General features: G+C 73.3%; 18 protein-coding genes. 10 read left to right on the top strand and 8 right to left on the bottom strand.

Annotated elements, in window-relative coordinates:
• Positions 1 to 97: 97 nt before the first annotated feature.
• The 3 genes from ACZ7LV_RS12265 (at position 98) to ACZ7LV_RS12255 (ending at position 2,561) form a co-directional block, all read left to right on the top strand.
• Complete coding sequence (locus ACZ7LV_RS12265) at positions 98 to 709, top strand: histidine phosphatase family protein (protein ID WP_471938444.1); 612 nt, start codon at positions 98 to 100, stop codon at positions 707 to 709.
• Between the two features lie 101 nt (positions 710 to 810).
• The gene (locus ACZ7LV_RS12260; protein WP_471938442.1) at positions 811 to 1,464 is read left to right on the top strand and encodes a response regulator; all 654 of its coding nucleotides are present in this window, start codon (positions 811 to 813) and stop codon (positions 1,462 to 1,464) included.
• Positions 1,461 to 2,561 carry a sensor histidine kinase gene (locus ACZ7LV_RS12255; RefSeq protein ID WP_471938440.1) on the top strand — a complete coding sequence of 367 codons (1,101 nt, stop codon included), beginning with the start codon at positions 1,461 to 1,463 and terminating at the stop codon, positions 2,559 to 2,561. Before ACZ7LV_RS12260 ends, ACZ7LV_RS12255 begins: the two co-directional genes overlap by 4 nt.
• A 20-nt stretch (positions 2,562 to 2,581) precedes the next feature.
• Here ACZ7LV_RS12255 and ACZ7LV_RS12250 read toward each other — a convergent pair whose 3' ends face one another.
• Together ACZ7LV_RS12250 and ACZ7LV_RS12245 are read right to left on the bottom strand one after the other, a co-directional pair.
• Positions 2,582 to 4,270: a methyltransferase gene (locus ACZ7LV_RS12250; protein WP_471939198.1), complete on the bottom strand. Its 1,689-nt coding sequence runs from the start codon at positions 4,268 to 4,270 to the stop codon at positions 2,582 to 2,584.
• A 338-nt stretch (positions 4,271 to 4,608) separates the two neighbouring features.
• Positions 4,609 to 5,775 carry a 4-hydroxybenzoate 3-monooxygenase gene (locus ACZ7LV_RS12245; RefSeq protein ID WP_471939196.1) on the bottom strand — a complete coding sequence of 389 codons (1,167 nt, stop codon included), beginning with the start codon at positions 5,773 to 5,775 and terminating at the stop codon, positions 4,609 to 4,611.
• Positions 5,776 to 6,045: 270 nt separating this feature from the next.
• On the opposite strand from ACZ7LV_RS12245, the gene ACZ7LV_RS12240 reads away from it, so the two are divergent.
• Together ACZ7LV_RS12240 and ACZ7LV_RS12235 are read left to right on the top strand one after the other, a co-directional pair.
• Positions 6,046 to 6,999 (top strand): NAD(P)H-dependent flavin oxidoreductase, encoded by a 954-nt coding sequence (locus ACZ7LV_RS12240; RefSeq protein WP_471938438.1) that lies wholly within the window; start codon positions 6,046 to 6,048, stop codon positions 6,997 to 6,999.
• Between the two features lie 43 nt (positions 7,000 to 7,042).
• The gene (locus tag ACZ7LV_RS12235; protein ID WP_471938436.1) at positions 7,043 to 7,786 is read left to right on the top strand and encodes an SOS response-associated peptidase; all 744 of its coding nucleotides are present in this window, start codon (positions 7,043 to 7,045) and stop codon (positions 7,784 to 7,786) included.
• Between the two features lie 90 nt (positions 7,787 to 7,876).
• Here the strand turns inward: ACZ7LV_RS12235 and ACZ7LV_RS12230 are convergent, their stop codons facing one another.
• On the bottom strand, positions 7,877 to 8,728 hold the full coding sequence (locus ACZ7LV_RS12230) for an alpha/beta fold hydrolase (protein WP_471938434.1): 852 nt from the start codon (positions 8,726 to 8,728) through the stop codon (positions 7,877 to 7,879).
• A gap of 197 nt (positions 8,729 to 8,925) precedes the next feature.
• On the opposite strand from ACZ7LV_RS12230, the gene ACZ7LV_RS12225 reads away from it, so the two are divergent.
• Both ACZ7LV_RS12225 and ACZ7LV_RS12220 read left to right on the top strand, forming a co-directional pair.
• Positions 8,926 to 9,636: an IclR family transcriptional regulator gene (locus ACZ7LV_RS12225; protein WP_471938432.1), complete on the top strand. Its 711-nt coding sequence runs from the start codon at positions 8,926 to 8,928 to the stop codon at positions 9,634 to 9,636.
• A 50-nt stretch (positions 9,637 to 9,686) separates the two neighbouring features.
• Positions 9,687 to 10,472, top strand: a complete 786-nt coding sequence (locus ACZ7LV_RS12220; RefSeq protein ID WP_471938430.1) for a thioesterase family protein — start codon at positions 9,687 to 9,689, stop codon at positions 10,470 to 10,472.
• Between the two features lie 12 nt (positions 10,473 to 10,484).
• Here the strand turns inward: ACZ7LV_RS12220 and ACZ7LV_RS12215 are convergent, their stop codons facing one another.
• Positions 10,485 to 11,273: a GNAT family N-acetyltransferase gene (locus ACZ7LV_RS12215; RefSeq protein WP_471938428.1), complete on the bottom strand. Its 789-nt coding sequence runs from the start codon at positions 11,271 to 11,273 to the stop codon at positions 10,485 to 10,487.
• 167 nt (positions 11,274 to 11,440) lie between these two features.
• On the opposite strand from ACZ7LV_RS12215, the gene ACZ7LV_RS12210 reads away from it, so the two are divergent.
• On the top strand, positions 11,441 to 13,342 hold the full coding sequence (locus tag ACZ7LV_RS12210; RefSeq protein WP_471938426.1) for an FAD-binding oxidoreductase: 1,902 nt from the start codon (positions 11,441 to 11,443) through the stop codon (positions 13,340 to 13,342).
• 10 nt (positions 13,343 to 13,352) lie between these two features.
• On the top strand, positions 13,353 to 14,255 hold the full coding sequence (locus ACZ7LV_RS12205; protein WP_471938424.1) for an LLM class flavin-dependent oxidoreductase: 903 nt from the start codon (positions 13,353 to 13,355) through the stop codon (positions 14,253 to 14,255).
• A gap of 30 nt (positions 14,256 to 14,285) precedes the next feature.
• On the opposite strand, the gene ACZ7LV_RS12200 is transcribed toward ACZ7LV_RS12205, so the two are convergent.
• From ACZ7LV_RS12200 to ACZ7LV_RS12190, 3 genes are all read right to left on the bottom strand, one after another.
• A complete protein-coding gene (locus ACZ7LV_RS12200) occupies positions 14,286 to 14,852 on the bottom strand; it encodes a MarR family winged helix-turn-helix transcriptional regulator (protein ID WP_471938422.1) in 567 nt (188 codons plus the stop codon).
• An 81-nt stretch (positions 14,853 to 14,933) separates the two neighbouring features.
• Positions 14,934 to 15,578 carry a DNA alkylation repair protein gene (locus ACZ7LV_RS12195; protein ID WP_471939194.1) on the bottom strand — a complete coding sequence of 215 codons (645 nt, stop codon included), beginning with the start codon at positions 15,576 to 15,578 and terminating at the stop codon, positions 14,934 to 14,936.
• A 320-nt stretch (positions 15,579 to 15,898) separates the two neighbouring features.
• On the bottom strand, positions 15,899 to 16,528 hold the full coding sequence (locus tag ACZ7LV_RS12190) for a TetR/AcrR family transcriptional regulator (protein ID WP_471938420.1): 630 nt from the start codon (positions 16,526 to 16,528) through the stop codon (positions 15,899 to 15,901).
• Between the two features lie 117 nt (positions 16,529 to 16,645).
• On the opposite strand from ACZ7LV_RS12190, the gene ACZ7LV_RS12185 reads away from it, so the two are divergent.
• Positions 16,646 to 18,262, top strand: a complete 1,617-nt coding sequence (locus ACZ7LV_RS12185; RefSeq protein WP_471938418.1) for an MFS transporter — start codon at positions 16,646 to 16,648, stop codon at positions 18,260 to 18,262.
• 79 nt (positions 18,263 to 18,341) lie between these two features.
• On the opposite strand, the gene ACZ7LV_RS12180 is transcribed toward ACZ7LV_RS12185, so the two are convergent.
• On the bottom strand, positions 18,342 to 20,480 hold the full coding sequence (locus ACZ7LV_RS12180; protein WP_471938416.1) for a SpoIIE family protein phosphatase: 2,139 nt from the start codon (positions 20,478 to 20,480) through the stop codon (positions 18,342 to 18,344).

The raw sequence follows: 20,480 nt of genomic DNA, 5'->3' as shown, positions 1-20,480 counted from the left end.
TCCGGCCGTCTGCCGGATGGATGTGGCGCCGCGGTTGCTGAAGTGTGGTGATCGAAGCCGCGACGGGCGCGTCCGCGGCGGAGAGGGAGGTGGCGGGGTGACTCTGCGAGTGACGATGCTGAGTGCCACCGGCACGGACGCCGGCGACGAGCTGTTCCTCGGGAACGGCGGCGCGGGCGCCGCGAACGAGGTCGTCCTTCCGCCGTACGCACTGGCCCTGCGGGCGCCCTCCGCCCGCTGCGCGCGTGCCGCAAAGGCCCTCGCGATCGCCGCCGCGCCCGAGGACGCCCTGCGTGACCTGGACCGCGGGAGCTGGGACGGCCGCCCGCGCGAAGACGTCGCCGCCGAGGACCCGCACGGCTTCTCGGCGTGGCTGACCGACCCCGAGGCGGCACCGCACGGAGGCGAGTCGGTCGCCGCGCTCTGCCGCCGCACGGCGGCATGGCTGGACTCCCTTCCCACGGACACCGGACGCGTACTCACCGTCACCGAGGCCGCCGTCGTCCGGGCCGCCCTGGTGCACGGCCTGTCCGCGCCCGACCGCGCCTTCTGGCACCTCGGCACCCCGCCCCCCGCGGCGATCACGCTGACACTCCACGACGGCTGCTGGACCGTCCGGCCGGGGACCATGGCGATCCCGGGGCAACGCCGGCAGGCGGCCGACGCCGGGGCGGCCGGACTCTTCGCGCCCCTGCTCGTACAGCCCTGACCCCGGTGCTCCGGCGGTCCGCCGGCGGGCGGCTCCCGGCGGCGGAGCAGTCCTCGCCGTGATACGAATCGGACAGTGGTCCGAAACCGGCTGGAGCACACGTGATCCGGGTACTGGTGGTCGACGACGAAGCCCTGATCCGCACGGGCTTCGAGCGCATCCTCGACGCAGCCGACGGTATCGAGGTCGTCGGCGCGGTGTCGGGCGGACAGGCCCTGCGGACGGCGCGGGAGACGCGGCCCGACGTGGTCCTGCTGGACATCCGGATGCCGGACGTGGACGGGCTCACCGTCCTGGGTGATCTTCGCCGACTGCCGGAGCCCCCCGTGGTGGCCATGCTGACCACGTTCGACATGGACGAGTACGTGGAGACGGCGCTGCGCTCGGGCGCCGCCGGCTTCCTGCTCAAGGACACCGATCCCGAGGAGCTGCCGCTCGCGGTGCGCAGCCTGGCGAGCGGCGGCACGGTGCTGTCGGCCAAGGTGACGCGGACGGTGGTGGAGGGATACCTGAGCGCCGGTGCACAGGAACACCCGCCGGACGTCCTCAAGCGCCTGTCCGACCGGGAGCGCGACGTGCTGGTGCTCGTCGCCGAGGGCCTGTCGAACGCGGACATCGCGACCCGGCTGCACCTGAGCACCGGCACGGTCAAGGACCACGTCAGCGCGATCCTCACCAAGCTGGAGGTCAGCGGCCGGGTGCAGGCCGCCCTCTTCGCCCAGCGCGCGGGCCTCCTCACCAGGGGTTCGCCGTGACCCGCCGGGTGTCCCCGCTGCTCCTGGACGGCCTGGTGGTGGGCCTGGCCCTCCTCGACGTCTGGGTGCACTGGGACGCCGAGGAGCTGTGGCGATCGGCCTGCGGCCTGGCCGGAGCCCTCGTCCTGGTGCTGCGCCGACGGCGACCGCTGCTCACCTTCGTCCTCACCCTCCCGGCGGTGCTGCTGTCCGACGCGCTGTTCGCGTGTCTGGTCGCGCTGTACACACTCGCCTCCCTCAGTCGCAACCGGACGCTGCTCGTCGTGTGCGCCCTCATCTACACCTTCAGCGACTCCACGCTCCTGCCGTCGGTAGAGCTCGATCTGGGCGACCCCTCGACACTGATCAGACTCGGCTACACCTCCGCGACGGCCGCCGCCGCCGTGTTCCTGGGGCAACTGGTGCTGACGCGCCGCGACCTGTCGCTGAAGCTGACCGAGATCTCGCAGGCACGCGACCACCAGCAGCTGCTGACCGCGCAGGCGGTCCTCGCCAAGGAACGCGCACAGCTTGCGCGGGAGATGCACGACGTCGTCTCCCACCAGGTCAGTCTCATCGCCGTGCGTGCCGGAGCGCTCCAGGTCGGGACGGCCGATCCCGAGGTCAAGGAGGCCGCCGCGACGATCAGGCGGCTGAGCGCGCAGACACTCGACGAGCTGCGCCACATGGTCACCGTCCTGCGCGCCTCCGGCGGCCGCCCCACGGAACTCACACCGCAGCCCGCCCTCACCGACCTGCAGAAGCTGGCGGACAACTGCGGGATCGAGACCGAGCTGAAGACCGACCTGTCGGAGGATCTCTCGCCCACCGTGCAGCGCGCGGTCTACCGCACGGTCCAGGAGGCCCTGACCAACACCCGCAAGCACGCCCCCGGTGCCACCGCGCGCATCGACCTGTCCCACACCGACGGCCGCGTCCGCGTCCGCGTCACCAACACCGCGCCGACCCGTCCGGCCCTGCCCCTCCCCAGCGCACACCACGGCCTGATCGGTCTGCGCCAGCGCACCGAGCTCCTCGGCGGCACCATGACCTCGGGTCCGACGAGCGACGGCGGTTACGAGGTCTGCGTGGTGCTCCCGACGGAGGCCACGGCGTGAACGGGCCGCGCGGGCGGCGCTCAGGGCGCCGGGGACCTGCGGGCGTGCAGCACGCTGCCGTCCAGCGGGAGCGGTGAGCGGTCCACGAGGGTCAGTCCCGCGCCGTCGAGCAGGTGGGCGTAGTGCGCGGTGGTGCGTTCGCGGCCGCCGACGTTGCACATCATGTGGAGGTCCCAGGCGGTGGCCAGCGAGACCGAGCCGTCGGTGGGCAGCACGCGTTCGACGATCAGCAGGTCGGCGTGGCCGGGCATCGCGCGGGCGCAGTGGCCGAGGATCTCGGCGCACCGCTCGTCGTCCCAGTCGTGCAGCACCCGGGAGAGCACGTAGACGTCGCCGCCCGGCGGTACGTCGGCGAAGTCGCCCGTCCGGTAGGCGCACCGATCGCCGCAGCCGGCGCCGTCCAGGGAGCGGCGGGCGGCCTCGACGACGTGCGGGCGTTCCAGCAGGACACCGCGCAGCCGGGGATGCGCGGTGAGGACGCGGCCGAGGAGTTCCCCGGTACCGCCCGCCACGTCGACGACGACCGCCGGCTCGGCCGCCTGGCTCGCGGCCGTGAGGACGGGGTGGCTCGGCAGGGGCGCGAACATGCGGGAGCTCGCCGCCATGGACCGGTCGAAGAGGTCGGCGAGTTCGGGGTCGCGGGCGAAGTGGTCGAAGTGGTTCTCGCCGAAACGGTGCTCGAAGGCGACCTGTCCGGTGCGCACCGTGTGCGGGAGATCGGCGAAGGACTCGTAGAAGGGACCGCCGTACATCAGCGCGAGCGGTCGCATCGAGCCCGGCACGTCCTCGCGCAGCAGCGCGCCGCGTTCGGTGAGCCGGTAGCCGCGGCCCTCCTCGGCCACGACGTCCAGCATCCTCAGGTACCGCAGCAGCGTGGCCAGGTTGTGCGGGTCGGCGCCGACCGTCCGTGCCAGGGGTTCGACAGCGGCCCCGGTGTGCGTGTCCATGGCGTCGGCGATCCGCAACCGCGCGAACGTGGCCAGGGCCTGCGTGGTCCACGCTCCGGTCAGCAGGCGCAGGAGCGATTCAGCAGGCTGTCGGGCGCGCTGTTCGTCCAGGTGCGTGGTCAGCACGTCCTGGTGGTCGCCGTGCGCGTAGAGCTCCACCCGGTGGTATCCGGCCTTCGAGCCGGGCGGTGCGGTGAAGTAGAACACCGTGCCGTCCTCGTGCGCGTTGTATCCCCCGCCGTCGGGGACCGCGCCGTGCCGGGCGAGGATCGCGCACAGTCCGCGCAGCACCAGCGGATCCGGGCACTCGACCTCGAAGGCGAGATGTGCCTCGTGCTGCCGGGCCCGTTCGTGCGCGGCGATCGGCGCCAGGTCGGAGCCCGGCGGCACGGTCAGTGCGAACACCTCGACCGCACGCCGCGCCCCGTCCGTACCCACCACCGCGGGACGCAGGATCCGCACGTCGAGTTCCGTCGCCGCCAGCCCGTGGCGCAGGGCCAGGCGCTCCCGTACGACGACGCTCGGCAGGTCGGCGGCCTCCGCGTCCAGCCCGCAGCCGGCCAGCGCGGCGCGCAGCGCCCGCCCGTTGTGCGGGAAGACGAGCAGCGCGGCGTGCGCGAAGCGGCAACGGCCGGTGAGCGCCCGCACTTCGGGGCCGTCCAGGCAGGGCAGCAGCAGCGGGAACAACGTGGTGGTGTCCTGCTCCCTGACGAAGTCGGCCGTGGCCCTCAGGCGGTCCTCGTCGCCCGGCATCGTCGTCATGGTCACGAGGGCATCCTCATTTCGGTACGGGGGTTGCGCGCGGCGCAAGGGGACGCGCCGGCAAGGAATGTCGACACACGGAATCCCGACACGCGGGATTTCGGTACACGGGGTTTCGGTAGGCGGGGTTTCGGTAGGCAGGGTTTCTCGGTGCGCGGGACTTCGGGGCTGTCGGCGCTCGGGGCTTCGGTGCCCGGGGATTTCGTGCGCAGGGCTCAGGTGCTCGGGAATTTCAGTGCGCGGGGTTTTCGGTACGCAGGAGTTCGGTGCGCCGGGATTTCGGTACGCAGGAGTTCGGTGTGCGGGGCGCCGTTGGGCCGGTGCGTGGGTCAGGGGCCTCAGACGCCGACGTAGTTCTCGGCGAACCAGTCCTGCTGGCTGCGCGAGGTGCGCAGCGCCTCGATGCGGGAGCGCCGCAGCGAGTGGTGGAACGACGAGTCGCCGTCCGGCCCGGACGGCGCGTGCAGCAGCTGGATCATCCACCGCGAGAAGTCCTGCGCACGCCAGATGTGCGTCAGACAGCGCGCGGAGTAACGGTCGAGCCCCTCGCCGTCACCCCGCACGAGGTCGTCGACCAGGGCGTCGGCGAGCATCTCGGCCTCCAGCACCGCGAGGTTCGCGCCCTTGGCGGCGGACGGGCTGATCACGCTCGCGGCGTCCCCCGCGAGGAGGAGCGCACCGTGGCGCAGGGGTTCGAGCACGTCGGAGTCCAGGTCGACGACGCCGCGCTGCACGATCGGGCCCCGGTGCAGCGGACCGTACCGCGCCGCGCGCATCCGCAGCTCCAGTTCCTCCCAGATCCTCTCCTGCGACCAGGCGTCGGCGGGGCTGTCGGGCTCGCACTGGAGGTAGTAGCGCGTGATGTCGCGGGTGCGTGCCATGTGTCCGGCGAATCCGCGCTGGTGCACCGCGTAGCCGACGGCGTCGAGACTCGGCGGCGCCTCAACGAGCAGGCCGAGCCAGGACACCCCGTGGTCGAGGCGGTGGTGGCGGACCGCGCCGGGCGGGAGCGAGGCGCGCGCCGCGCCCCGTCGGCCGTCGCAGCCGGCGACGTACCGTGCCTGCCAGCGCACGGTACGGCCGTCCGGCTCGCGGACCGTGACGGCGGGCCGGGGGGTGTCCGCCCCGAGGACGGCCACCGCCTCCGCCTCGAACCGGATCCGGCCACCGGCGTTCACGTACCGCGTCAGCAGATCGGTGACCAACTCCTGCTGCGGGTAGACGGTGTGCGGCTCCCCGCGGCCGAGGCTGCCGTACTCCAGGCGGAAACGGCCGTCGTCGGTACGGAACTCGCAGGCTCCGTGCTCCCGGCCACGTTGGCGCAGTCCCTCAGCGAGACCGTGCCTGTCCAGGATCCGTACGGTGTTCGCGGCGAGGAAGCCCGCACGCGCCCGGGTCTGTACATGCGCTCGGCCGGCGCGCTCCAGGACGACGCAGTCGACCCCGCTCCCGTGGAGCAGGTTCGCGAGCACCAGCCCCGCCGGACCGGCACCGAGAACGACCACGTCAGCCACGCCCTCGACGGGCGTGACGTTCTGACTTGCTGTCACAGCAGCGGATCTTAACCACTGAAAAACCCACGGACCGGCGGTGATCACTCGAATGTGTACAAGATCAGCGAATCCGTCTTCGCCGTGCGTCCGAAGCCCCCGAAAAGAGCGCGAGGGTGCCCCCCGCCCCGGCCCCGGATAGGCTGGGAGGAGAAGCGGAATCCGACCGTCCGCCCACGGCCACGGAGATCCGTGGCTCCCGCCCGGATCGAGCGGGAGGCACTCATGCTCCGCACCCCGGTATGCGAGCTGCTCGGCATCGAACTGCCCGTCGTCTGCGCGCCTTTCGGCCCCTGGAACGAGGTCCCGCTGGCGGTCGCGGTGTGCGAGGCCGGCGGGCTCGGAAGCCTCGGAACGGCCGCCCGCGACCTCGCGCGGCTGCGCGACGAGTGGGCCGAGATGCGCCGGCTGACCAGCCGCCCGTTCGCGGTCAACCACACCACCCGGCCCTTGGACGAGGACGCGTTCCAGGCCACGATCGAGGACCGCCCGCGCGTCATCTCGTTCCATCTGGCCGTTCCCCGGGATTTGATCAGCCGGGCACACGACGCGGGCATCCTGTGGATCCAGCAGGTCATGGACGCCCGGCAGGCCGCCGAGGCCCTGGACGCGGGTGCCGACGTCCTCATCGCGCAGGGCGGCGAGGCAGGCGGCCACGGGGGCGAGGTCAGCACCCTGGTGCTCGTACCGCAGGTCGTGGACATGGCGGGGGACACCCCGGTGCTCGCGGCGGGCGGCATCGCCGACGGACGCGGTCTCGCCGCGGCCCTCGTGCTGGGCGCCCAGGGCGTCTCCATGGGCACCCGCTTCCTGGCGTCGCAGGAGATGCCGGCGTCCGACGAATGGAAGCAGCGGATCATCGCCGCGGACGCGGTCGACGCGGTGAAGGTGGCCGGCAGCGAGCGGATCCTTCCGCCGTACTCCCGCCCCGGCAGCTTCGGCGTGCCGCGCGCGCTGCGCACGCCCTTCGTGGACACCCTGCGGGAGAAGCCCGAGGACATCGACCCGGGCGAGGCCGGGCCACGGTTGATGCGGGCGATCCACGCGGGCCGCGGCGACGAGTTCATGCCGTTCGCGGGCCAGTCGGCGGCGCTCGTGCACGACATCCGGCCGGCGGGCGAGATCGTGCGCGGGGTCGTGCGCGAGGCGGAGGACGTCCTGGCCGGGCAACACCGCTGAGCGGGTCGGACGCGCGGCCCGGACGGGGTGGCACAGTGGCGGTATGTGCGGCCGCTACGCATCCAGCCGAAGCCCCGAGGACCTCGTACGGCTCTTCGAGGTCACCGACTGGCGCCCCGAGGAGACGATCGCCCCGAGCTGGAACGTGGCGCCCACCGACCAGGTCTGGGCCGTCCTCGAACGCGCGCCGCGCGGCGCGGGCGACGACGTCGCGTCCGGACGTGAGCTGCGGCCGTTGCGCTGGGGCCTCGTGCCGTCATGGGCCGAGGACGTGAAGATCGGCGCGCGGATGATCAACGCCCGGGTGGAGACGGTGCACCAGAAGCCCGCCTTCCGTCGCGCCTTCACCCGGCACCGCTGCCTGCTGCCCGCCGACGGCTTCTACGAGTGGCAGCAGGCCGAGGACCCGGCCACGGGCAGGTCCCGCAAGCGGCCCTACTACATCCACCCCGAGGACGACCAGGTCATGGCGCTCGCCGGGCTGTACGCGTACTGGCGCGACCCGGACGTCGAGGAGGACGACGACCCGGCCGCCTGGCTGACGACCTGCACCGTCCTCACCACGGAGGCCACCGACGCCGCCGGGCGCGTCCACCCCCGCATGCCGCTCGCCCTCCCCCCGGACCACTACGCCGCCTGGCTCGACCCCCGCCGCCACGACCCCGACGACCTGCGCGCCCTGCTGACCCGGCCCGCCGACGGCCGCCTGGACGTCCGGCCGGTCTCCACCGAGGTCAACAGCGTGCGCAACAACGGCCCCCAGCTCCTCGACGAGGTCGCGCCCTAGCCTGCGCCCGAAGAGTTCATCAGAGCCACACTCCAGACTTCAGAGCAGGAGTACGCTTGATGGAGCGGCCCTTCGGCGGGCGCGCGAGCCTCAGCGGGCCGGTCGGTCCAGGAACTCGCCGACACGCGCCGCGAAGATCTCGGCGTACTGGAAGAGGAAGCCATGTCCGGAGCCCGGATAGATCACCAGCTCCGCGTCGGGGAGCAGCTGGGACATGAGGAAAGAATTCACGGTGGGCACCATGACGTCGTCGCTGCCGTTGGCGACCAGCACCGGAAGGCGCAGGTCCGCCAGAGCGCCGTAGGTGCCGTCGCCGTCGGCCGACGACCAGTGCCTGATGGCTTCGACCTGCCGCTCGTAGGACGCCGCCGGGACCTCCGGCTCGCGCTTTGCCCGACGGTGGGTGCGTTCCCACAGGTCCTCGGCGTATCGCGAGCCGGCGGCGGAGTCGGGGAAGAACAGCACGCGCAGTGCGGCCTGATCCATCTCCGGCGCCGAGCGCAGGGGCGCGACCTGGGGCCGGGAGGGCAGCATGCCCTCGCCGGCGCCGGGCCCCGTCCCGGCCAGGACCAGGCGCCGTACCGCCGCCGGATGGGCGAGGGCCAGCCGCTGGGCCACGTATCCGCCGAGCGAGAAGCCGAGAAGGTCGGCCGGGGCGCCGACGACCTCGGCGACGAAGCCCGCCGCGGCCTCGGCCATCTCCGTGACGGTGCCGGGCGTCCGGCCGCCGGACCGGCCGACGCCGGCGTTGTCGAACAGCAGGACCGGTCGCGTGGCGGCGAGCGAGTCGACGAGCGACGGGTCCCAGTCGTCCATCGTGCCGCGGAACCTGTTCAGCAGGACGAGGGGGGTGCCGTCGGTCCGGCCGAAGCGGCGATAGGCGAAGCGTGTGCCGTCCACCTCGGCGAACCTGTCGGGAGCCGCGAGAGAAGGGGAGGTCATGATGCCGCCTTTCGTGGGGTGACAGGTGAACTGTCTGCCGGGCGGCGTCCCGTCGCACGCCGCGGTCGGCATATCCGTACGACCCCCGGAAAAGGGCAGCGCCTGTGCGGACATGCCGGATCGCGCACCGCCGCCCGGGAACGGGACCGGCACCGGGCCCCGGACCGGGATGCGCGCCGGAACCGAGGAGCGTGGTGATGTCGACGCTCGCGAAAGCCGGCCGCCTGCTGGATCTGTTCACGGCCGATGTACCGGAGTGGGGGGTGAGCGAGGTCGCGGCCTCGCTGGGCATCCCCCGGTCCACCGCGCATTCCCTGCTCACCGGGCTCACGGAGACGGGCCTGCTCCAGCTCCGCCGCCGGGGCCGCTACGAACTGGGCTGGCGCGCCTTCGAACTGGGCGAGCTGCACCGCGCGTCCTCCGCCCTGGTCCGCGCCGCCCACCCCGTCGTGGAGTCCACGGCCCGCCGCCTGGGCGAGACCGTCTGCCTGAGCGTCCTGCTGCGCGACCGTGTGCTGTTCGTCGACAAGGCCGTGGGCGACGGCCCGCTGTCGGTGCTCGGGCCACGCGTCGGCATCCGCTACGAGGCCCACGCGTTCCCCTCCGGGCGGCTCCTGCTGGCCGCCCGGTCATACGACGAGGCCGACCGGCGGCTGGAGGGGATCCGGCGTTCCGGGGTCTCCTTCGACCGCGGCGAATTCCTCCAGGACGTGGGGGTCGCGGCCACGGGCGTGCACGGTCCCGGCGGACGGGTCGTGGCGGCCCTCAGCGTCAGCGCCCCGCTGCGCCGGTTCGCCCGGCACGAGCCCGCGTTGGCCGTCGCGGTGCGGTCGGTCGCCGCACGCGTGGCGGAGCTTCTGCGCGAGCAGGCCCCGGCCACTCCGCCCGATCGACGGGAAATCCCCTAGGCTGTCATAGGTTTGAATTTCAAACTTACTCGCTCCCCGGGAGGGGCGACATGACTGGATCAGCAGCACACTCCACCGGCACCACGGTCCGCATCGACCGCTCCTGGGCCTCCTGGCAGGGCGCACACGGTGGCTACGTCGCCGCACTCGCCCTCGCGGCCATGCGAGCGGACATGGCGGCACGGACCTCGCGCCCCGCCCCCGTCCGCACCCTTGGCGCGCACTTCCTGGCGCCGGTGGACGGTCGTCCGCTGCGCTTCACCACCCACGTGCTGCGCGAGGGCCGCCGCACCTCCGTGTCCTCGGTCACCGCGGTGCAGGACGGGAAACCGGTCCTGACCGGCTCGGCCGTGTTCGGGCACGGCGGCAGCGGCCCCGCGTACACCGATCCGACCGATCCACCGCCGCCGGCCGTACCCCGCCCGGACGACTGTCCGACGCTCACGCTCCCGCGCGATCTCGCCCTGTTCGCCGCCCACCTGGAGATCCGCCCGGCCACCGACGCGCGCCCGCTGGGCGGCGCTGAACGCGCCGAACTCCTCGCCTGGATACGCTTCGCCGACCGCAGGCCGCTGGACGCGCAGACCCTGGTGGTCCTCGCGGACGCCCTGCCGCCCGCCCTGTTCGCCCTGTGGACCGCGCCACGCCCGGTGCCCACCGCCGAACTGACGGTGCACTTCACCGACGCGCTGGACGCGGGACCCGCCGAGGACTGGGTCCTGCTCCGGATCCGTACCGAGCACGCCGGCAGCGGCTGGGCGATCGAGAACAGCTGCATCTGGTCCACCGACGCCGAACTCCTGGCCCTCGCCCGCCAGGCCCGCGCCGTGCGCTGACGACGGGGCCGATCACCCCGCCGGGAGCCGGAACAGCCGGTACGCGGCGATCTCGGTGAATCCCATCCGGCGATAGAGCGAGGCACCGGGCCCGCTCGCCTGGAGGGTGCCGATGCGCACCCCACGGGCCCGGGCCGCCCTGAGGGCGGCGGCCGTGAGGACGGTACCGACACCCTGACGACGATCGGCTTCGAGGGCGGTCACCACATACACGCCGGCCACCCCGTGGGCCTCGTAGAGCAGGGCGGTTCCGACGGCCCGACCGTCGATCCGTCCGATGAGCCGGACGATGCGGGAGGCGTCCGGCCGCTCCGACTCCACGCGCAGGATGCCCTCGTGGAGTCCGGGCGGGAAGCCGAAGGAGGGCTGGTACACCCGCACCCACTCGGCGAGTGCGGCGGCGTCGTCGACCGTCCGGACCGAGAGGCCCTGCGGCCCCTGGGGCTCCGCGAGCCGATCGATGTCGACGGCCATGACCGGCATCGCGCCGGACGGGACGGCGCCGTGGCGGACGAGGCACTCGGCGGTGTCCGGGGCACTGTCGGGCCCCACCCACCACCTCCACGGCACCCCGGCCAGACGCTCGGCGGCCTCGCGTATCGCCGCCTCGGCCCGCCGAGTGCCCCGCCGGCGCAGCACGCCGTTGAGCTGCGGATCGGCGAGCCCGCTGCGGTAGCAGCCGAGGTCGTCGTCCAGCGAGCCGCCGGCTCCCCAACCGAGCCAGTAGTCCCTGCAGTTGGCGAGCTGCGGCGTCAGGTCCGCCAGGAAGTCCACCGCCATCGGGATCACCCGTCCTTCCATGCACAGAGTCACTTCAATAACAAGAGTATGACTCTGATTTTCTTTCGTGGCTCTATCGATTAGAGCGCCTCTCTGACCGATCGACTTCGGGACGAGGAATACGCTGGAATGCAGAACGTTTGTGAAGCATATGGTTGATGGAAATCGATAATAGGAGTGAGACAGGCATGGAGCTCGGAATCGTCCTCGACCCCTCGGACCCCGGGGCTCTCACCGGTGGGTGGGACGAGCTGGCCGGGCTGGCCGAGAAGCGGGGTCTGGCTCTGGTCGTCGTCGCGGCGTCCGACGGGTCGGCGTGGAGCGGGGACGGCGCCCCCGCCGAGGGCACGACCGGTCTGGATCCGTGGACCGCGGCCACCTGGCTGGCCGGCCGGACCAGCGGCATCGGCATCGGGGTGGCCCCGCCCGGCTCCCCGGCGGCGTCGCCCGAGGACGCCACGCGGCCCCTGCCGGCAGTCGTGGCGAAGGCCCGGGAGAGCTTCGACGCCCTGGCGCCGGGCAGGCTCGTCACCGATGCGTCGGCCTGGGTGACCGCTCCTCGCGGGGCATCTGCCGAGCAGCTGTCCGCCCTTGCCGAGCAGGGCCGCCCGGTGGTGGTCCCCGTCGACTCCGCCCAGGAGGTGCGGCGACTCGGCGCTCTCGTGGAGCAGGCGTCCGACGCGGCCCGTCCGCGGCGTCCCCTCGCGGCACGTGCCCGTCGCCGCCCCGGCATCGACTACGAGTCCGTACCCGAGTCGCTGGCCGCCCACGCGGTCGAACCGGGCGACCCCGGCTACGACGGCGTCAAGTCCACCTACCTGCGAGGCGGCTCCCCCGGCCTGGTCCTGCGCCCCGGCACCCAGGACGAGGTCGCCGACGCACTCGCCTTCGCACGCCGCCACACCCATCTGCCGCTCGGCGTCCGCAGCGCGGGACACGGCATCAGCGGCCGCTCGACCAACAAGGGAGGGCTCGTCGTCGACCTGCGGCGGATGAACGGCATCCAGGTGCTCGACCCCGCCCGGCGCCTCGTACGCGTCGGCCCGGGCGCGACCTGGAAGCAGGTGGCGGCCGCCCTGCACCCGCACGGCTGGGCACTCGGCTCCGGAGACTACGGCGGAGTCGGCGTCGGCGGCCTCGCGACCGCCGGCGGCATCGGACTGCTCGGCCGCGCCCACGGCCTCACCATCGACCACCTGCGCGCCGTGGACATGGTGCTCGCCGACGGCAGCAAGATACGCGCCGACGCCGACGAGCACCCCGACCTGTTCTGGGCGGTACGCGGCGCGGGAGCGAACTTCGGCGTCGCCACGGCCTTCGAGTTCCAGGCCGACCGGGTCGGCCAGGTCGGCCACGCCCATCTCACCTTCCTGACCACGGACATCGCCAAGGCGCTCGCGGACTTCGGCGAGCTCGCCTCCGAGGCGCCGCGCGACACCACCGTCTTCTTCATCACCGGGCGGCCACGCAACGGCCAGTGGAGCTTCCAGCTCCTCGGCGTCGTGGACAACCCGGACCCCGACGTCGTCGTGGAGCGCCTGACGCCGTTCGCGCGCACAGGCCTGCTCGCCCGGCAAGAGGTCGTCCTCACGCCCTACATGGGCGTGATGGCCTCCGCCGCCGACGTCGGCCCCGAGGGCCAGCAGGGCTTCGGCGACCCGGTCTCCCGCTCGGCGTTCCTGCCCGAGCTCACCGCCGAGTTCGCGCAGGACGCCGCCGCACTGCTGCGCACGGGGAAGGTCTACTTCTTCGAACTGCGCGCGATGGGCGGTGCCATCGCCGAGGTGCCCGCCGGGGACACGGCCTTCCCCCACCGGGCGTCCGCCTTCCAGGTCACGGCGATGGGAGCGAACCGCGACGCCGTCAACGCCGTCTGGGACCCGCTGCGGCACCACTTCGACGGTCTCTACCTCAGCTTCGAGAGCGACCGCCGCCCCGAGCGGCTGCACGACGCCTTCCCACCGGCCGTCCTGGACCGGCTGCGGGAGATCAAGCGCCGCTACGACCCCGGCAACCTCTTCCGTGACAACTTCAACATCGACCCGTACCCGGACGCGCGGCCCACGGCGGCCGGCGCACTCCAGAGCTAAGGACCTCCCCATGACCGACTACGGACACGACCTGCTCTTCGGCTCGTTCGTCACCCCGACCGCGGACCGGCCCCAGCAGGCCGTCGACCTTGCCGTCACCACGGACCGGTCGGGTCTCGACCTGGTCACCTTCCAGGACCACCCCTACCAGGCCTCGTTCCTGGACACCTCCACGCTCCTCGCCTACGCGGCCGCGCGCACCGAGAACGTCCACCTCAGCGCCAACGTCACCAGCCTCCCGCTGCGTCCGCCGGCCGTGCTGGCACGCGCGGCCGCCTCTTTGGACCTGCTCTCCGGTGGACGCTTCGAACTCGGCCTCGGCGCAGGGGCGTTCTGGGACGGCATCGCGGCCATGGGAGGCCGTCGCCTGACGGCCGGGGAGGGGGTCGAGGCACTGCGCGAGGCGATCGCCGTCATCCGCGACCTGTGGGACACCGACACCCGTGGCGGGGTCCGCCACCACGGCCGCTACTACGAGGTCGACGGGGCCAAGCGCGGCCCCCGCCCCGCGCACGACATCGCCGTCTGGGTCGGCGCGTACAAGCCCAGGATGCTCGCCCTGACCGGCGCCGTGGGCGACGGCTGGCTCCCCTCCATGGAGTACCTGCCCCGCGGAGCCGAATCGCTGCCGGAGATGAACGCCCGTGTCGACGAGGCCGCCGAGGCGGCCGGCCGTGCTCCGTCGGACGTCCGCCGGCTGATGAACTTCATGAAGGTCCGGTTCTCCCCCACGTCGCGGGGACTGCTCGACGGACCGGTCGGGGCGTGGTCGGAGCAGATCGCCGGGCTCGCGCTCGACCACGGTCTCAGCGCCTTCGTCATCGGCGGCGACGATCCGGCCACGATCGAGCGCTTCGGCGCCGAAGTGGCGCCCGCCGCCCGTGAACTGGTGGCCCGGGAACGGGGGCGCTGAGCCGACCCGGCGTCGGGTGCGGGGCCCCGGTCAACCGGTGACGTGCCGCCGGCCCCGGCCCGATACGCGGTCCTCCTCCGCGCCGCCGTCGAGGTCGGCGGCGATCCGGCAGAGGTCGACGGCGGGACCGTGCGCGTTCAGATGCCCGGCGAGTGCGCACAGCATGGACTGGAAAGCCGCCCGTGATTCCTCGGGCAGCGGCGCGAGGATGTGCTGCTCCACCAGCGACACGCGGCGGGACAGCTCCGCCCACCGCTCGCGGCCGTGCCCGGTGGCGACGACGTGCCGGCTCCTGCGGTCGGAGGGGTCCGGCCTGCGCTCGACCAGCCCGGCCCGCTCCAGATCGTCCAGGAGGTACGTCATCACCGTCCGGTCCACGCCGAAGCGGTCGGCGAGGGCGCGCTGGCTGCTGGCCTCGCCCTGCACGGCGGCGGTCAGCACGAAGTACCCGCGAGGCCCCCCGGGGATGTCCCCGACCGCGGCTTCCGTCGCCTTGGCGTACGCGCGGAACACGACACCGATGGCCATCCCGAAGTCGTACCCGTTGCCGGTGTCGCCGGCCTCTACCTCTTCGCCGGAGTCACGGTGCGCAGTCACCCGTCCACTTTAGTTCACTCCGCATACGCTCTGTCCGACAGAACATCGGCGAACAAGGGCGACGGCCGTGCGAGCGCGGCGCTACCCCTCCTGTCGGCGGCGCACCATCTCGGCGATCCAGGTGGGGGCGAACGGTGAGGTGCAGTTGCGGGGAGTCGGGTAGTCCTTGAGGACCTCCAGGCGTTCGCCGATGTCGACCGCGCGGTCGCGGTACTCGGCGTGCTCGATCCCGATCTGGGCCAGGCAGTGGTTCATCGCCCACTGCAGGCGGTCCGGGGCGTCCTTCATCTCCGCCTCGACGACGTCGAGCAGCCCCGCGAGGTCGAGGCCTTCGGGCTTCTTCACCACGCGCTCGGCGGTCAGCGCCCAGCCGGCGCTCGCTACCACCGGATCCGGATCGCCGAACCAGGCCAGGCGCAGCTCCTCGGCGTGCGGGCTCTTCTTCACCACGTAGTTCACGAGCCAGTCGTGCACCTTGGGGGCGCGTGCCTCGCGCAGCATGGTGTCCAGCTCGTCGCGCTCGAACGCCTTCGGCCGGCAGATCAGCAGGGCCAGGAGCCTGGCCGCGGTGTCCTCCGTGTCCCAGAGTTCGCGCGCCAGGTCCTGCTGCGTCTTGAGCTGCTTGGCGAGCGCGCGCAGCTTGCTGAGGTTCACCCCGTGGTCGTCGCCGTGCTTCTCGTTCACGGCGCGCATCTTCGGATCCTCCAGCACGGCCAGATCGGCCATGACCTGCGCCACTGTCGTCCCGGTCACCGCGGCCTCCTGTCCGTCACGCACGAAAGTCGCCCAGCAGCCTACGCGTGCGACCCACGGCCCACGGCCAGGAGGCCACGGGACGCCCCAGCGGGAGCGCGGGAGACGTCCGGGTACGACAGGAGGGCCGTCGCCTGCGCGGCGCGCGCGTAGGCCCCTCGCCGTCGTCGGCGGACGGCGTCACGTCGTCCGGCTGAAATCGGAGTCCCCTCGCCGAGGGCGCGGGGAGCGCGACGAGGGCCGCGCAGGGTCGGGGCGGCCCCGATCCGTGGCCGCAGGCGAGGGTGTCTCCCTCAGTGGGGCCGGCGTGCCCGGTGCACCGTGGCCGCGGCGGTGTCGGCGTCCACTCCCGCGGCGATCAGGGCGGCGACGGCGGCGCTCGTGCCGTCGTCGGTCCAGGTCCCGGCGGTGACGGTGCCGAGGAGTGCCAGCAGATGAGCCTCGATGGCGCCGCTGAGCGGGCCGGCCGGCACGACGCTGTGGAAGACGCCCTGGCGCTGTCCCTCGGCGAGGATGCCGGCGGCCGTCTCACGGACCGGGGCCAGCAGTCCGCTCGTCCGGTCGGGGTCCAGGTCCTGGGGAGCGAGGGCGGTCAGCGTGCGGTAGCGGTCGCCGAGCGGCCAGAGCGTGAGGACGAGGTGCGCGAGGGCGCTCGCGGGACCGTCGACCGGGGTGCCCGGCGCGGCGAGCGCGCGGCGTATCGCCTCCGCGGCGTCCTCGGCCAGTCCCTCCACCAGCGCGGCCCGCCCGGCGAAGTGCGTGTACACGGTGCGCCGGGCGACGCCGGCGGCGACGGCGATGTCGCCGAGGCTGCTGTCGGGTCTGCGGCCCAGTTCCCGACGCGCCGCGTCCAGGATGCGGGCGCGGGTGGCGCGCGTCGCCCGCGGCCGGCGTATCGGCGGCGGGGTGGTCGGGCTGCTCACATCGGCACCTCGGACGGGGAAATGGGGGCAAGGTCCGGCGATATTTGCACATGGCCGTGCAAGAAACTAGTCTGCTCATCGATGTGCAAATAACTCGTCACGCCCTCGGGAGTCCCCGTGCCCTTCCTTGCCACCACCCCCGTCGAGAAGATGCCCGGGCCCTACGCCCGGCGCTGGTGGGCACTGCTCGTGCTCTGCCTGAGCCTGCTGATCGTCGTCATGGCGAACACGTCGCTGATCGTGGCCGCGCCCGACATGACCTGGGACCTCGGCCTGAGCAGCAGTGACCTGCAGTGGGTCATCGACGGCTACACCGTCCCGTACGCCGCGCTGATGCTCGTCCTCGGCGCGATCGGCGACAAGTACAGCCGCCGCGGCGCCCTCGTCGTCGGCCTGCTGCTCTTCGCGGCCGGCGCGGTCACGGGCAGCCTCGTGGACCGGACCGGACTCGTCATCGCCGCGCGGGCGGTCATGGGTGTCGGTGCCGCCGTGGTCATGCCGGCCACGCTGTCCCTGCTGGTGGCGATCTTCCCGAGGAACGAACGCGCGAGGGCCATCACGGCCTGGACCGCCACCACCGGACTCGCCGTCGCCGTCGGCCCCCTGCTGGCCGGATGGCTGCTGGAGGACCACGCCTGGGGCTCGACCTTCCTGATCAACGTGCCGATAGCCCTCGTCGCCGTCGTCGGCGCGCTGACGCTGGTGCCGCCGTCCAAGGCGCGGGGTGCCGGCCGGATCGACTACGTCGGCGGACTGCTCTCGATCGTCTCGATCGGCTCCCTGGTGTACGCGACGATCGAGGGCCCGCACTTCGGCTGGGGCCCCGGCCCGGTCACCGCCGCCGTCGTCGCCGCGGTCGGCCTGGCCGCCTTCGTGGCCTGGGAGCTGCGCCACCCCCACCCCATGCTGGACGTCCGCAGGTTCCGGCTGCGCCCGTTCACCGGTTCGATGCTCGCGGTGCTGTTCTTCTTCTTCGGCGCCTTCGGCGCGCTCTACTACTCCACCCAGTACCTGCAGTTCGTCCTCGGCCACGGCCCGCTGGAGACCGGCGTACGGCTGCTGCCGCTGGCCGGCGCCGTCGTCGTGGGCGCCGCGGTCACCGGGCGCCTGACGCCGAAGCTGGGCGTGAAGCCGATGGTGGTGGCGGGCATGGTGATCGGCACCGTCGGCGTCCTCCTGCTCACCCGGGTCGACGACGGCTCGACCTACGCCGACTTCCTGGCCGCGCTGACGATGCTGGGGCTCGCGATCGGCCTGAGCGTCTCCCCCGCCACCGACACCATCATGGGCACCTTCCCCGAGGCCGAGCTGGGCGTCGGCGGTGGCGCCAACGACACCTCGGTGGAGCTGGGCGGCTCCCTGGGCATCGCGTTGCTCGGCTCCCTGCTCGGCACGACGTACCGGGACGAGCTGGCCGACCTGGCCGGCGGGCACCTCCCGGCCGCCGCGCTGGAGAAGGCCCAGGACTCGGTGGGCGCCGGGCTGGCGGTGGCCGAGCAGGTCGCGAAGGCGCCGGGCGGCGGCGTGCAGCAGGCGCAGGCCCTGGTCGACGCGGTGCACGAGGCCTTCGCCCACAGCGTCGCGCAGACCAGCCTGGTGGGCGGCATCATCATGGCCGCCGGAACGCTGATCGTGCTGGCGGTCCTGCCCGGCCGTCGTACGGGCGGCGAGCGGCGCGCGGGGGCACCGGCGGCGGAGGCCGACCGCGACAGCGAACACGCCGAGTCCGTCTGAGAGGCGCGCGACCACCGGGCGACGTCGAAGGGACGTCGCCCGGTGTCCGCTGTCCCGCCGGGCCGACGCGCCGGCCGCGTCAGCCGGGCTCCTTACCGGCCCCGGCCGGGCGGTCGTGCAGGACCAGGAGGGCGATGTCGTCGGTGCGCTGCGCCGCGCTGCCGCACTGCCGCAGCAGGGTGTCGGCCAGCACGTCGAGGTCGCGGTCGTCGGCGGCGGCGAAGTGCCGGGTGAGCCCGGCGATGGAGTCGTCCAGGTCGACGCCGGGCCGCTCGATGAGGCCGTCGGTGTAGAAGGCGAGCATCAGCCCGGGGGTGAACGGGATCTCGGTGACGGGGAAGTCGGCGTCGGGGTCGATCCCCAGCAAGGGCCCGGGCGGCACCTCGACGGGAGAGGCGTCCCGGCCGGAGAGGCGCCGCAGCGGTGGCGGGTGACCGGCGCTGGCCAGCGTCACGCGGCGGCGGGCGAAGTCGAGATGGGCGTAGAGGCAGCTGGTGAACAGGTCGGGGGCGAGATCGGTGAGGAGCCGGTTGGTGCCGCGGAGCACCTGGTCGGGGGTGGCGCCGAGGGTGGCGTGCGCGTGGACGCCGGTGCGCACCTGCCCCATCAGGGCGGCGGCCGCGACGTTGTGGCCCTGGACGTCACCGATGACGGCCGCGACGTCCGTGTCGCCGAGCCGGATCAGGTCGTAGAAGTCTCCGCCGATGTCCATGCCCCAGGTGGCGGGCAGGTAGCGGGCGGCGACGCGCAGACCGTCGACCGCGGGGAGGGTGCGCGGCAGCAGCGCCTGCTGGAGCCCGTGGGCCAGGTCGTGCTTGGTGTCGTAGAGGCGGGCGCGGTCGAGGGCCTGGGCGATGAGGCCGGCGAGCGAGGTCATCACGGCGCGTTCCTCGGCCGGGAAGGTGTGGGGCTGGTCGTAGGAAAGGACGCAGATGCCCACCGGTCTGCCGGAGACGATCAGCGGCAGGAAGGCCCAGGCCTGTTTGCCGCTGATGGGCTGGGCCTCGGGGTGGACGCGCCGCATCTCCGCCGGGTCGCCGAAGAAGGCGGGGATGCCGCTGGTGAGGGCGCTCCCGGCCGGGGTGAGGCCGGTGTCGATGGGCAGTCCGTCGAGACGTTCGACGACGGCGGCGCTGTAGCCGCGGTAGCCGGTGATCCGCAGCCGTCCCGCCTCGGCGGTGGACAGCACCAGGCCCTGGGCCCCGAAGGCGGGCATGATCTGGTCGGCGACCAGCGCGATGACGTCCTGGACGCCGACGACCTCGGTCAGCCCCGCGGCCAGGTGGGTCAGCTGGTAGAGGTGGCCGGCGCGGACCGGCGTGGCGGGGCGCGCCGGGTGGCGGGGCGCCGGAGCGGGCGGCGGCCGGGCACCGGTGGGCACGATCCGGACGCTGATGCCGCTGGCGTCCGGGTAGAGGTGGATGTCCAGCCACCGTCCCGGCGGGCGGCACGCGGTGAAGGAGACGGGCTCGCGGGTCAGGACCGCGGCACGGTAGCGGTCCTCGTACGTCGGATCGTCGAGCCAGCGCAGCGACTGCCACGGCACGGTGCCCAGCAACTGCCCGGCGTCGGCGCCGAGCAGTTCCTGGGCGCCGTCGCTGACGTAGGTGAGGCGGCCCTCCAGGTCCAGGGCGCAGCTGCCGCCGGGCAGGCGCTCCACGAAGTCGGCGGCCGCCATGGCCGGGCTCGTGGAGCGGCGGCCGGTCCCGGCGGGGACGACGCGTGGACGGTCCCCCGCGGCGCGGCACCTGCCGGTCTGCTGCGCGTCCTCCAGCAGCCGGGCCAGACGCAGGCAGCTGGACGCGATGTTCCCCCGCTCCCGTCCCGTCATGTACGGCGGGCGGGTGGCCGGCCACATCAGGAGCAGCACGCCCCACCGCCGGACGCCGGTGACCGGCGCGGCGACCAGGGCGAGGGGGTACGGCAGCACCATCGCGGTGCGCGGATAGGTGCGGGACATCTCCTCCTGGCTGCCCACCCACACCAGGCGCTTCTCGCGGACGGCGACCGACACCGGATCCGGGGTGGCGAGCGGGACCCGCACCCAGGGGGCCGCGAACTCGGCCGGCGCGCCGCACAGCGCCTCCAGGCACAGCACCTGCTCGTCCGCCGCGAGCAGGAAGAGCGCACCCACGGACGCGCCGGTTCCGCGCACCGCATCCGCGAACGCGGTGTCCAGTTCCTTCACGCCGTCGGCCGCGTCACGCCTGCCGGCCAC

Source organism: Streptomyces sp. NPDC107562 (assembly GCF_055657325.1).
The sequence above is the reverse complement of the archived record's forward strand: the minus strand, read 5'-3'. Positions and strand labels throughout refer to the sequence as shown.